12 protein-coding genes are annotated in these 12,272 nt (G+C 58.0%); 9 read left to right on the plus strand and 3 right to left on the minus strand.

The window, feature by feature from the left end:
* A partial coding sequence (locus tag K8R57_05850; GenBank protein ID MCE9587820.1) for a DUF2309 domain-containing protein occupies positions 1 to 1,305 on the minus strand: 1,305 nt, incomplete at its 3' end.
* Between the two features lie 83 nt (positions 1,306 to 1,388).
* Positions 1,389 to 2,987 carry an NADH-quinone oxidoreductase subunit L gene (locus K8R57_05855; GenBank protein ID MCE9587821.1) on the minus strand — a complete coding sequence of 533 codons (1,599 nt, stop codon included), beginning with the start codon at positions 2,985 to 2,987 and terminating at the stop codon, positions 1,389 to 1,391.
* A gap of 82 nt (positions 2,988 to 3,069) precedes the next feature.
* Between K8R57_05855 and K8R57_05860 the strand changes: the two genes are divergently transcribed.
* The 7 genes from K8R57_05860 (at position 3,070) to K8R57_05890 (ending at position 9,320) form a co-directional block, all read left to right on the plus strand.
* Positions 3,070 to 4,020 (plus strand): LysR family transcriptional regulator, encoded by a 951-nt coding sequence (locus K8R57_05860; protein MCE9587822.1) that lies wholly within the window; start codon positions 3,070 to 3,072, stop codon positions 4,018 to 4,020.
* 129 nt (positions 4,021 to 4,149) lie between these two features.
* Positions 4,150 to 5,385, plus strand: coding sequence for a beta-ketoacyl-ACP synthase II (fabF, locus tag K8R57_05865; protein MCE9587823.1), 1,236 nt, complete (start codon positions 4,150 to 4,152; stop codon positions 5,383 to 5,385).
* 274 nt (positions 5,386 to 5,659) lie between these two features.
* A complete protein-coding gene (locus K8R57_05870) occupies positions 5,660 to 5,983 on the plus strand; it encodes a helix-turn-helix domain-containing protein (protein ID MCE9587824.1) in 324 nt (107 codons plus the stop codon).
* Positions 5,980 to 7,206 (plus strand): type II toxin-antitoxin system HipA family toxin, encoded by a 1,227-nt coding sequence (locus tag K8R57_05875; GenBank protein MCE9587825.1) that lies wholly within the window; start codon positions 5,980 to 5,982, stop codon positions 7,204 to 7,206. Before K8R57_05870 ends, K8R57_05875 begins: the two co-directional genes overlap by 4 nt.
* A 117-nt stretch (positions 7,207 to 7,323) precedes the next feature.
* On the plus strand, positions 7,324 to 7,557 hold the full coding sequence (locus K8R57_05880) for a zinc ribbon domain-containing protein (protein MCE9587826.1): 234 nt from the start codon (positions 7,324 to 7,326) through the stop codon (positions 7,555 to 7,557).
* A gap of 98 nt (positions 7,558 to 7,655) precedes the next feature.
* Positions 7,656 to 8,135, plus strand: a complete 480-nt coding sequence (locus K8R57_05885) for an Lrp/AsnC family transcriptional regulator (GenBank protein MCE9587827.1) — start codon at positions 7,656 to 7,658, stop codon at positions 8,133 to 8,135.
* A gap of 24 nt (positions 8,136 to 8,159) precedes the next feature.
* Positions 8,160 to 9,320 (plus strand): aminotransferase class I/II-fold pyridoxal phosphate-dependent enzyme, encoded by a 1,161-nt coding sequence (locus K8R57_05890; GenBank protein ID MCE9587828.1) that lies wholly within the window; start codon positions 8,160 to 8,162, stop codon positions 9,318 to 9,320.
* A 336-nt stretch (positions 9,321 to 9,656) separates the two neighbouring features.
* Here K8R57_05890 and K8R57_05895 read toward each other — a convergent pair whose 3' ends face one another.
* Entirely contained in the window at positions 9,657 to 9,872 is a 216-nt protein-coding gene (locus K8R57_05895; protein ID MCE9587829.1) for an addiction module protein, read from the minus strand.
* A gap of 146 nt (positions 9,873 to 10,018) precedes the next feature.
* Between K8R57_05895 and dnaX the strand changes: the two genes are divergently transcribed.
* Together dnaX and K8R57_05905 are read left to right on the plus strand one after the other, a co-directional pair.
* Positions 10,019 to 11,941: a DNA polymerase III subunit gamma/tau gene (gene dnaX, locus K8R57_05900; GenBank protein ID MCE9587830.1), complete on the plus strand. Its 1,923-nt coding sequence runs from the start codon at positions 10,019 to 10,021 to the stop codon at positions 11,939 to 11,941.
* A gap of 10 nt (positions 11,942 to 11,951) precedes the next feature.
* On the plus strand, positions 11,952 to 12,263 hold the full coding sequence (locus tag K8R57_05905) for a YbaB/EbfC family nucleoid-associated protein (protein MCE9587831.1): 312 nt from the start codon (positions 11,952 to 11,954) through the stop codon (positions 12,261 to 12,263).
* The last annotated feature ends 9 nt before the right edge of the window (positions 12,264 to 12,272 follow it).

Here is a 12,272-nt window from a genome sequence, read left to right on the forward strand (position 1 = left end):
ACCTGTCAGGTCCTGGATCATCCTGCCGAGGAAACCGAGCCCGAGTGTCTCGACAAAGACGAAGCTCGAGACGGCGGAGTTCTTGAAGGACTTCCAGGCTCCGGCGAACCGCTTGTGCCGCGCGATCGCGCCGAGTTCAGCCTGAGAGCCGTGCGAGGGGACCTTCACGGCGGGGGTCAGGAGGACGGGGCACTGCGGGGTGCCGCTTGTCTCGCCCGCGGGCACCGCCTCGATCGGAAACCCGAAGAAGCCGGCGAACCCGATGGTCTTTCCGGACGGGGCCACCTGTTCGAGCGCCCTCCGGAAGACCTCCGACCGGACATCGATGCAGAAGACTGCCTGGAAGTCGGGAGCCTCTCCCGACCTGCCTCCTCCCAGGGAGGCGAGCTGCGAGAAGAGCTTCCGCCGGGTGGCGATCTCATGGGCCCGCTGCCAGAGGAACTGGGGAGCGGGGGCGGCGGGGGTGCTGGGGGTGCTCGCCGGGACCTCCGCGTGGCCGGTCGGGGCGGTGAAGGCCACCGATGGGAAGGCGTTCTTGAGCGCACACTCGTAGACCAACCTGATGGCAAGCAGATGCCGCAGGGTGTCGTCCTGTTCTCCCTGGAGCCCTTTTTCATGAGCGAGGAATTTCAGGTGACCCGCCCAGCCGCCGATGCCGAGCAGCAGGGAGTGAAAGACCTCCGTTGCCGCGGACTCTTCGAGACCCAGGGCGGCGGCCGCCCTGTCGATCTCGTGGGCAGGATCGTCCCCGAGCCCCCGGACGAATTCCCTCCACCCCCTCAGGCCCGCCGTCTCGGGGTTCCTGTCGAGCGAGGCGGCCTGCCGCCAGGCAGCGAAGAGTGGCACGCCCTTCCAGGGGAATCCCCAGAGCGCCTGACCGCCGTCGAAGTAGGCCGTGCACCATTTGGAAATCTCCTCGGTCACGAAGGCGCCCCACCGGGCTCCGCCCTCCGCGTCGATCCGTGCACTCGGGAGATTGGCCGGAGGAAGCGGCAGCTCCCACGCGTCGGCCTGAAGTCCGGCTACAAGATTCTCCGGCGTGAGCCGTGCATCCGCTTCGCCGATCGCCCTCCGCAGATCCTCCGCGGTGATCTTCCCGGCCCCGTGGAGCTCCCGGTAGAAGGAAGGGGGGAGTGCCAGGGGCGTACCGGCATTCCGGGCAAGCACACCGGCGGCCTTGGTGAAGGGCATGTCGGAGAGCCCGACAAAGGGATTCACGGCGACGAACCGCGAGAGCGGCCAGAGCGGTGCGATGCGGCCCAAGGCTTCATCGGCCTGGGTCCTGAACGTGTGGGAGGGGATCATGGAGGCGCTGGAATGCATGGTGGCGGTGAGGATTAGAGTGGGCGTGAAAGTGGGTTAAGGGTCTTTTGGAGTGAGTGAGAGGGTCAGGATTTCCGGGCTCGGGGCGGCCAGATCGAGGCGATCAGGCGGTTGGCGGCGGTGTTGACATAGAATCCGTTGTAGGCGTGGACGAAGAGGGTGCGGCCCGCCCCCGTCGATGCCCATGTCGGGGGAAGGAAGGCCCGGAGAGCCAGCAGCAGAAAGGAGAGGGCCGTGAGGAGAGCGATCGGCCAGGCCATCGTGAAGGCCGGGGCCGGGGCGACGGAGTCGCCGAGCAGATGCCGCGTCCCCTCGTGGAGGGCGACCGAGAGGAGGCCGACGCCGGCGGCGACGGCGAGTCCCGAGAGGAATCCGATGACGCCCGAGGAGGTCGACCACCAGTGCCAGAGGAGTTGGGCGAGGGCCACGAACAGGATCAGACCGAGGCCGAAGCGGCCGGAGTCCTCCCAGGGGGCACTTCCGGAGAGGAAGGAGAGGAGGGCGACCAGACCACCCGCCACCGCGAAGGCCGCAAGCGCCCCGAGAAGGCCCCGATAGCTCCGCGCGGGCGGAGAACCGGCCGACCGCGATGCGGCGATCACGCTTCCCGAGGAGAGGAAGGCGTGGGCCTTGTAGAGCGAGTGGGCCGTGATGTGAAGCAGGGCCAGGGCGAAGGCCCCGAGGCCGCACTGCAGCATCATGAATCCCATCTGGGCGACCGTGGAGAAGGCGAGCGTCCTCTTCACGCTGGTCTGGGTGATCATGACGAGTGATCCGAAGAGGGCGGTGAACCCGCCGACCGCCGCGAGGAGTTCCAGCGCCTTGGGGGCCTGGGCCATGAGCGGGCTGAACCGGATGATGAGGAAGCCGCCCGCGTTGATGATGCCCGCGTGCATGAGGGCGGAAACCGGCGTGGGGGTCTCCATCGTGTCGGGCAGCCATCCGTGGAAGGGGAACTGGGCCGACTTCAGGACCGCAGCCACCACCAGGAGGAGGGCGATCGTCTGGAGCGGAGCCTCCTCCCGGGAAGCACCGTCAAAGAGGGCGGCGTAGTCAAGGGTCCCGAAGGCGCACCAGGCGCACCAGAGCGCGGCAAGGAGGGCGATGTCACCGAGCCTGCTGAAGAGGAATTTCTTCCGAGCAGCCATCAGGGCAGCTGGCCTGTCGGGATAGAAGGTGAGCAGCTTGTGCAGGGCCATGCTGACCCCCATCCAGGAGAGGACGAAGAGGGCAAGGTTTCCGGAGACCACGAGCAGCAGCACACATCCGGCGGTCACTGAGAGCCACTTGAAGAACCGACCCTGATCGGGATTGCCTCCCAGATAATTCTTTGAAAAGAAAATCACGGAGACTGCAAGGAAGCTGACGAGGAGAAGCATGATTGCTGAGACGGCATCGAAGTAGACAGTCAGTCCCATAGCCCCCCACGACATGAACTCATGATGAATCGGCCCTCCCGTTACAACCAGTGCAGCACAGGCAATCACTGCCAGGAGCAGGGAGGTGAGGCTGAGGAGGGAAACCACCCTTCCCATCGTCCCGCTGTGGCTGTTCGCCAGCCTCCGTTGAATGAGGAGCGGCAGCAGCAGGGGGAAAGGCGTTAGCAACACGGGTACGGAGGAGTTCTCCGCAAAGAGGATTTCCAAGGAATGAAGGATGGTCATGCCTCCAAGACTAGACCGATTCTTTCTGTTTGATCCAATAGATGTATTAGAATAGATCGTTCATTATTATAAAACGATTGCCATGCCTTTCCTGAATTACCATCACCTCCGTTACTTCCGCGCGATCGCCCAGGAAGGGAACCTCACGCGCGCCGCCGGTCATCTGCGCATCTCCCCATCCGCATTGAGCACCCAGTTGGCTCAACTTGAAGAAAGTCTCGGTCAGCGCCTCTTTGAACGAAGCAACAAGCGCTTACTCCTGACGGAGGCGGGCCACATAGCTCTCGACTATGCGGAAACCATTTTCCGAACAGGCGAAGAACTCTACGACACGCTCAAGCACCGAGTGCCAAAACAGCGGCAAGTCTTGCGTATCGGGGCGGTCACCACACTCTCCAGGAACTTCCAACTCGAGCTGGTAAGACCACTTCTCCATAGGAGCGATATCGAACTGGTGCTTAGGACGGGCGCCCTGCGCGACCTCCTGAGTATGCTCGATGCACACACCATCGATCTGGTTCTTTCCAATCTGCCGGTGCCCCCTGATGCCCAGACGGGCCTTCAAAACCATCTGATCAGTGATCAGGAAGTCATTCTCGTCGGCCATCGACGTGACGAGAAATTCCGTTTTCCTGAATCCTTGCGCGGAGTCGGCATGGTGCTTCCAAGCATGGAGAGCAACATCAGGGGAAGCTTCGATGTTCTGATGCGTCAGCACGGAATCCGGCCACAGATCGTCGCAGAGGTGGCCGACATGGCAATGCTGCGCCTGCTTGCCCGGGAGGTTGATGCTATCACCTTGGTGCCTAGGGTTGTCGTCCGTGACGAACTCAAGAACGGAACTTTGGTGGAGCTTCACCGTATCGATAAGATCCGCGAAAGCTTCTACGCGATCACTCCATCCAGACACTTCCCGAACTCCTTAGTACGGGAGATCGTTAAAACCTCAAATCCGAAAAAAAGAACCAGCGTCCGTCGGGTCGTCGAGACAAAATCCAAACCTCTTCATGCTAAGAGGGCATCTAAGGGGTAAGCCGTGTTGTTCGTTCGTCGCGTCTCGCTGAGACAATGATCCTTGATCACTTTGTGCTTACATCCCAAAGCCTCTCAACTCGCCAAGTGTGGACTTTCTGATCAACCTTAAGATGAACTTTTTTGATTAATGAGTTTACGAGTTGTCATTACAGGTATGGGAGCAGTGACGCCGCTCGGCAATACGGTTGATTCCTTTTGGGAAGGCCTGATTCACGGAAGAAGTGGCATTGATAAGATCACCGCTTTTGATCCATCCCGCCTGACATCCCAGATTGCCGGTGAAGTAAAGGATTTCAACCCAGCTCCCCATTTTTCCCATCCGAAGAAGGGATTACGCGCGGATCGTTCCAGTCAGTTCGCTGTTGCTGCCGCTAGTCAGGCCTTTATTCATTCCGGATTAAAGAATCTCCATACGTTCAATCCGAATCGAGGGGGTGTTGTTTTTGGAGCCTCCAACGGCGGAATCACGACCCTGTCGAAGCAATTCCAGATTCTAGTTGAGAAAGGCCCGAGTAAACTCTCCCCTTTTCTGATTCCCATGCTTCGTACCAATATGGCTGCGGCCATGGTGGCCATAGAGTTGGGTCTAGAGGGGCCAAATTTTTCTGTAGGAGCCGCTTGCGCTTCCGCAAGTGAGGCAATTGGGCAGGCCTGGCGGCTGATTAGAAATGGAGAGGCCGACTTCATACTCACCGGAGGTAGTGAAGCCCCGATTTGCGAGCTGATGGTCGGCGGTTTTTGTGCCATGAAAGCGCTGAGCCAGCGCAATTCCTCACCGCAACAAGCTTCCCGGCCCTTTGATCTTGAACGCGACGGCTTTGTCATCTCGGAGGGAGCGGGAGCTCTTGTTCTTGAGGAGGAGTCTCATGCACGCAGGCGTGGCGCTACGATTTTAGCCGAGATCATTGGTCATGGGCTAACGACGGACGCTTATCATATCACTCAGCCAAGTGCCGATGGGAAGGGTGTAGCCGCATCGATGAATGCCGCACTAGCGCAGGCAAAGTGCCAGCCCTCGGAACTCTCCTACGTCATTGCCCATGCTACTTCAACAAAAGCTGGAGATCGCGCCGAGGCCAGAGCCATTCAATCTCTCTTTGGTCACCACTCGACACCCGTAACAGCTCTAAAATCCATGACAGGTCATTTGTGTGGAGCCTCCAGCGCGATAGAACTTATTGGCGCTGTTAAATCAATAGAGCAGTCACTGATCCCCCCGACGATCAACCTTTTCAGACCGGATAAGCACTTCGCGTTGAACCACGTTGCCAACCAGCCAAGAGAAGCCAAAATAAAGAATGTCGTGATTAACGCCTTCGGCTTTGGTGGTAATAATTCCTCCCTAGTCATAAGTCGTTATTGAGATTTAAAAGAGGTTTTGAGGGCTTTAGGAAAGTTTTCTGCGATATCACTCATCAAAAGAAGCCCCTGAAAAGTTTCTCCCAAGCGGGAGTACCAAGGATTTTTTCGTTCAGCGTGCCGAGGATGAACACACACCAAAACACCCGAATACGAAATCCATCTCATCGCCTCCCCTTAGTGTAGTCCGATCTCTAGACGATCTCCGATAAATGCCATTCTGACCGATATCTCAGTCATAAGTTGACATAAGGTCTCCTATAGCAGACTTTACTTCCATGCTTCAGCCATCTTCCATGCCACTACCGGCTAGCCATGCCCTGCGAAAGCTGGGGCGGGACTTGTCGATTGCCCGAAGGAAGAGGGGTATCTCGACCGCAGACATGGCGTCCCGGCTTTTTGTCAGCAGGGATACCTTATGGCGTCTTGAAAAGGGGGATCCCTCGGTGGGTATCGGCACCCTGGCAACCGCTGCCTTCATTCTCCAAATGCACGATCGCCTCGCAAATCTTGCCAACCCATCAACCGATGCCATTGCCCTCGACCTTGATGAGGGCCGACTTGCCAAACGTATCCACCGCATCCGACGCACTGCCGTATGACCATCGAGGTACACATTGATTGGAAAGGTAAGCCTCTTTTTGTCGGGAAGCTCCATACATCAGAGCGCACCCCAGCGACTTCTTTTGAATACTCCGCCGAGTGGCTGGCACGCTCGGATGCTTTTCCCATTGATCCGACTTCACTCCCCCTCCGGGCCGGCCCCCATCATGCACCGATGCTTTTTGGCGCCTTTGCCGATTGTGGCCCCGACCGTTGGGGGCGGGTGCTTATCAAACGCTCCGCGAGCAAGGGACTTCTTGAGCGGATACCCCGACATGATCTGGACTATGCATTGGCGCTTGATGATGCCTCGCGGATTGGAGCACTGCGCTTTCGTTCCGAGGGCGGGAGTCCTTTTTTGGGTGAGTCTTCTGGAAAATTGCCTCCAATCGTTCAGTTGACGGCTTTGCTCAATGCTGCCAATGCGGTGCATGGGGAGAGTGAAACAGCGGAGGATCTCAGATTCCTACTGGGAAGGGGTTCTCCTCTGGGAGGGGCCCGCCCGAAATCGGCCATAACTCTTCGTGATGGCAGTCTGGCGATTGCAAAGTTCCCAAAGCCGGATGATACCCTCGATGTGGCAGCCGGAGAGGTATTGGCGTTGACCCTTGCCCGTAAGGCCGGAATGACCGTTGCAGAGCACCAACTTCTTTCGGTCGATGGCAAGAGCATCTCAGTGATCACTCGATTTGACCGTCAGGGTGAACATCGCATTCCCTTCCTTTCGGCCAACACGCTCCTTGCCCTTCCCCTGGATGATCCCGGCGCCTACACGCTGCTTGCCGACGGCATCCGTCAACATGGTGACAACGTCGAAAATGACCTGCGTGAGCTGTGGAGACGCCTAGTCTTCTCACTCCTCGCAAGCAACTACGACGACCATCTGCGCAATCACGGATTCCTGATGCTCAGGGCGGGACGTTGGGCACTCTCCCCCGCTTATGATCTCAATCCGGTCCCCGAGATCGATCGATCGCAAACTCCCAAGACTCCCATTTCCGAAGATCTGGGTGATCCAACAATTGCAGCCGCGCTTCGCTCAGCGCCCCGCTTTGCACTCAGTGCGAAGGATGCAAAGACCATCCTGAGGGAGGTGTTTGAAGCGGTTTCAACATGGCATGAAACTGGCAAGAGGCTTGGCATCAAAGCATCGACGCTCGCTGCCTATCAAACGGCTTTTGAGCATCCGATGGCTGAGGAAGCCAGGCGGATCATTGGGTGAAGTAGGTTGCATTCAGAAAGGATGATGAATGTCCTATCGATGCGCATAGACCCCCGTCGGATTTTACAGGATCTTTCTTTTGAAATTGCTCCCAATTGGGAGCACCATTTTCCAAACATGGCGACTTATCTCTACGAGACCATTTCTACTAAGGAGGGCGATAAGACCGAGAGCTTCGAGGTCCAGCAGAGCATGAAGGATGCTCCTCTGACCCGGCATCCTGAGACCGGCGTTCCGGTACGTCGGGTTATCACGGGTGGCTTTGGTTTTGTTTCCAAGCAAAGCTCAGCACCTTTACCCCAGCGCCCTCCCTCCGGAGGTGGTTGTGGTTCCCATTGCGGCTGTCATTAAGAAAGGGAAAGCCTTGCCTGCGTAACCGGCTCCCATGAGTTGCTGTGTGCATTCTTTTACTCTTCATAATTCATCATTCATAATTCATCCTTTCCTTCATGGACTCTCTGATCCGCATCCTCAAACAGAACTCTGCGATCCCCCGCGCCGACCTCGCCCGCCAACTCGGCCTGAGCGAAGCGGAACTGGCTGCCAAGATCGCGAAACTTGAGTCCAATGGGACGATTCTCGGCTATCATGCCGTCATCAACCGCGAAAAGTGGGACACCGATACGGTTACCGCTGTAATTGAGGTTCGCGTTACTCCGGAACGTGAGGGGGGATTCGACCGTATTGCCAACCGCATTGCTGGATTTGAAGAAGTCCAGAGCGTCTATCTCATGAGCGGCGGCCACGACCTCATGGTTGTTGTCGAGGGGGCCAACCTTCGCGAGGTCGCCTCCTTCGTGGCCGATAAACTCAGCACCATCGAGGCCGTCCAGTCGTGCGCAACCCACTTCCGGCTCAAGACCTATAAGGAAAACGGGATGCTCCATGCCGTCGAGGAGGCCCCCGAGCGGCTCTCGGTCACCCCCTGACCGGAGCGCTAACGTTTTTCGGCCATGAGCAGTTCCCGCATCGCGGAGCACGTCCGCAACATTCCCCGCTCGGGGATCCGTGACTTCTTCGAGATCGTCCAGTCGATGAAAGAGGTCATCTCCCTCGGCATCGGCGAGCCCGACTTCGTCACCCCGTGGCATATCCGCGAGGCCGCCATCTATTCCCTCGAGAAAGGGAAAACCGGCTACACCTCCAACCTCGGAACCCCTCGCCTACGACGCGCGATTGCCAAGTATGTCGAGCAGCACTTCGCCGTGGAGTATAACCCTCACGACGAGATCATCGTCACGGTCGGCGTCTCCGAGGCCATCGACCTCGCTCTACGCGCCCTTCTCAATCCCGGTGACGAGGTCCTCTACCACGAGCCCTGCTACGTCTCCTACAGCCCCAGCATCCAACTTGCCGGGGGCGTCCCGGTGGCTGTGGCGACGCGCGCCGAGGATGAGTTTTCACTCAAAGCCTCGGATCTTGAGAAGGCTGTCACGCCGAAGACCCGGGTCCTGATGTTGAACTTCCCGACGAATCCCACCGGTGCCGTCATGCCCCTGGAGGAGTTGAAAAAAATTGCCGCCTTCGCCGTGAAGCACGACCTCGTTGTCCTGACCGATGAGATCTATAGCGAGCTCACCTACGATGAGCTGCCTCATCACTCCATCGCTGCACTTCCTGGGATGAAGGAGCGAACGCTCTTTCTGCACGGATTCTCCAAGGCCTTTGCCATGACCGGATGGCGCATCGGTTATGCCTGCGGTCCCGCCGACATCATCGAGGCGATGATGAAAATCCATCAGTACTCCATGCTCTGCGCTTCCATCATGAGCCAGGAGGCCGCCTGCGAGGCGCTCGAGCGCGGCCAACGGAGCATGGAGCGCATGAAGGAGGAATACCGCCTCCGCCGTAACTATATCGTCTCCTCCTTGAACGAGGCCGGCATCCCCTGCCATCTCCCGAAAGGGGCGTTCTATGTCTTCCCAGACATCCGAGGCACCGGACTTACCAGCAAGGACTTCTCACTCAAGCTACTCGACGCGAAGAAAGTCGCGGTAGTTCCCGGAACAGCCTTCGGCCCGAGCGGTGAAGGCTATGTCCGGTGCAGTTATGCTGCCGGCATGGATCAGATTAAGTTGGCCTGCGAACGCATTGCCGAATTTGTACGGATGTAGGGCTTGGGATTTGAGCGCACAGCGTTGTTCCCCCCTGCAGAGATCAACTCCGTTTTAGCTCTGCGCGAACGGCCTCTGGGTCTCTGCGACAATCCAGCACTCGGAACACGACTGCCTCCTGCTGGATCACCCTGTAATAAATGCAATAGGGGAAGCGGTTGGCGATCATTCGATGGAACCCATGATGGATCCGGTGGATTCCGGCATAAAGGGTCAAGGAATCGATATCCTAGAAAAGCGAATCGAAGAAGTAATCACCCACCCCGTCTTCCATCCCGTCGTAAAATTCCCGTGCAGATGCAAGATCCTCGAGAGCGGACCGAAGAATCCTAATTTTCATTCAAACCGGCCACGCAGCTCTTTCTTGGCCTGCTGCCAGTCCAGAACCTCGATGCGCCCTGCCGTGAAATCAGCCTCGGTCTTCCGAAGCTCCTCCCCATGCCAGGAAGGAGAAGTGATGTCATCATCGCGAAGGGCAAGATCGCTCCAGAGCATCTCGATAATCCTCATTTTCTCCAATGAGGGAAGTTGGCGGAGTTCCGCTATACTCATGTCCAAACGCTAGTCCGACAGCGAATCGCCGTCAACTGACGCGCTCTACTGATGGGATTGATCAGCACTAGGTGCAAAGGCATTAAATTCTCTTTTCATAGCTCATTCCTTCAACCCTCGACAACGGAGGATGCCTCTCCTAAATTTTGCCTCCTGTGAGCTACCGCGTCTTTGCCCGAAAATACAGGCCTCAGCGTTTTGAGGAGGTCGTTGGCCAGGAGCACATTACCCGGACTCTCCAGAATGCCATCACGGGGAATCGACTCGCCCAGGCCTACCTCTTTGTCGGGCCGCGCGGTGTTGGCAAGACTTCCTCAGCTCGCATTCTTGCGAAGGCACTGAACTGTCAGGCCAACAAGAATGGTCCTACCGACAATCCCTGTGGTGTCTGCGATGCCTGCGTCGAGATCGCCGAAGGACGTAGCCTCGATGTCATGGAGATCGATGGCGCCAGCAATAATAGCGTCGAGAGCATCCGAACCCTGCGTGAGAATGCCGCTTATGCGCCTGCACGGGGTCCTTATAAGGTCTACCTGATCGATGAGGTGCACATGCTCACGACGGCGGCTTTCAATGCGCTCCTCAAGACGCTTGAGGAGCCGCCCGATCATGTGAAGTTCCTCTTCGCCACCACCGAGGCACAGAAGGTTCCCGCCACTATCCTAAGCCGCTGCCAACGCTTCGACTTACGCAGGCTGACCCCGGAACAGATTTCCGGCCACCTTCTCTTCATCGCGAAAAACGAGAACATCGCCCTCGAGATTGCCGCTGCCGAAGCCCTTGCTAAGGGAGCGGACGGGGCGATGCGCGACGCCGAGTCGATGCTCGATCAGGTGGTTGCCTTCTGCGGAAACACGATTGTCGCGGCAGATGTGCATAGTGTTTTCGGATTCACCCCGCGCGAGACCGTCCTTGATCTCGGGAATGCGCTTGTGAACCGCGATACCCCGGCGGCTCTTGCCGTCGTGAAAGCTCAGGCAGAGGCAGGCAAGGATCTCTCGAGACTGCTTGGTGATCTCGTAGGGCTCCTTCGCGACGTGCTTATCTCCAAGGTTCATCCATCTGAGAGTGCGACGGACGAGTCCCGGCTGGGAGAGGCGATCGCTCAGGAAAAGCTGCTTGTCCTGCTCGATCACTTCGGTGAGACCGAGGGCCGTCTTCGCTGGGCCTCGGACAAAAAGCTCCAGCTGGACGTTGCCCTGATCAAGGCAGTTCATCTGCTCGAAGAGACGAGCCTCTCGGATGTTTTGGATGTCCTGACTGCTCTGCGCGCAGGAACACCCCTACCTGAGCGCCAGACTCCCAAGCTATCGTCCTCGTCACGACCGACTCCAGCAGCAAGGCCCGCTATTCCAGTTCCTCTCTCTTCTCCGGAACCGACCCCGGCTCCTGCTTCCACTCCCGCTGCAATAGTTGAGCCATCCAAGCCTGCTTTTGTAGTTCCTGCTGCAGCGGCACCTGAACCCGCAGCATCCGTAGCGCCAACTACTTCAACCGCACTGCCGGCTGAATCGGCATCCCCATCACCGGAACCCGATGACCTCTCGACGCCGTCAACGGACTCGGACCCATGGCATACAGTTTCCATGAAACTTGCAGCGGATTCCCCGCTCAAGTTCGGCTGGGTGGAGGATGGCCATTTCGCTGGACGCTCCGGCAATACGGTGACCGTGGAGTTTCCCCCCTCGTTGGAACCCCACACACAAACACTCTTCTGGCCTCAGGCAATCAAGAAGATCGAAGAGCAACTCTCCACGCTGCTCGGAGAGAAGATTTCCTTTGAACCCCGCTTTACCGGCGAGGAGCCAGCAGCACTTCCAGAGCCGGAACCGGTAGCGCCTCCGGTTGCCAGAACTCCTTCCCACGCTTCCTCGGCTTCTACTAGTTCCGCTGGTTCCACTGGTTCCATGCCATCGAAGGGAGCAGCCACTCAACCCGCTAACTCAAAAGCCGAGGAACCTTCTCCCGGTCTCACACCAGAGGAAATGGAATCCTTCAAGGCCGATCCGCTCATTAAAAAAGCTCTCGAGATCTTCAAGGCTGAGATACTCACTACAAAAACCACCTGACCCACATTCTATGAACATTGCAAAGATGATGAGCGCAGCCGCGAACGCGCAGAAGAAAATGGCCCAAATCCAGGAAGACCTTTCTCAGCGCGAGGTCGAGGCCTCATCGGGCGGTGGCAAGGTCACGGTGAAGGCCTCTGGTTCCGGAGATATTCTCTCCATCCGCATCTCTCCCGAAGTGGTGAATGCCGAGGATGTGGAACTGCTCGAAGATCTCGTCCTGAGCGCCGTCCGTCAGGCGACCACCGACGCAAAGAAGCTTGCTGCTGACGAGATGGGCAAGCTCACGGCAGGACTAGGCATCCCCGGTTTGCCGTTCTGAGGATTCTCG

The organism is Verrucomicrobiota bacterium (assembly GCA_021413925.1).
Lineage (GTDB): Bacteria > Verrucomicrobiota > Verrucomicrobiia > Chthoniobacterales > UBA6821 > UBA6821.

What these genes read in the sequence shown, in the direction of transcription:
- K8R57_05855 (MCE9587821.1), bottom strand. Translation starts at nt 2,987, where the DNA reads ATGACCATCCTTCATTCCTTGGAAATCCTCTTTGCGGAGAACTCCTCC.
- K8R57_05860 (MCE9587822.1), top strand. Translation starts at nt 3,070, where the DNA reads ATGCCTTTCCTGAATTACCATCACCTCCGTTACTTCCGCGCGATCGCC.
- fabF (MCE9587823.1), top strand. Translation starts at nt 4,150, where the DNA reads ATGAGTTTACGAGTTGTCATTACAGGTATGGGAGCAGTGACGCCGCTC.
- K8R57_05870 (MCE9587824.1), top strand. Translation starts at nt 5,660, where the DNA reads ATGCTTCAGCCATCTTCCATGCCACTACCGGCTAGCCATGCCCTGCGA.
- K8R57_05875 (MCE9587825.1), top strand. Translation starts at nt 5,980, where the DNA reads ATGACCATCGAGGTACACATTGATTGGAAAGGTAAGCCTCTTTTTGTC.
- K8R57_05880 (MCE9587826.1), top strand. Translation starts at nt 7,324, where the DNA reads ATGGCGACTTATCTCTACGAGACCATTTCTACTAAGGAGGGCGATAAG.
- K8R57_05885 (MCE9587827.1), top strand. Translation starts at nt 7,656, where the DNA reads ATGGACTCTCTGATCCGCATCCTCAAACAGAACTCTGCGATCCCCCGC.
- K8R57_05890 (MCE9587828.1), top strand. Translation starts at nt 8,160, where the DNA reads ATGAGCAGTTCCCGCATCGCGGAGCACGTCCGCAACATTCCCCGCTCG.
- K8R57_05895 (MCE9587829.1), bottom strand. Translation starts at nt 9,872, where the DNA reads ATGAGTATAGCGGAACTCCGCCAACTTCCCTCATTGGAGAAAATGAGG.
- K8R57_05905 (MCE9587831.1), top strand. Translation starts at nt 11,952, where the DNA reads ATGAACATTGCAAAGATGATGAGCGCAGCCGCGAACGCGCAGAAGAAA.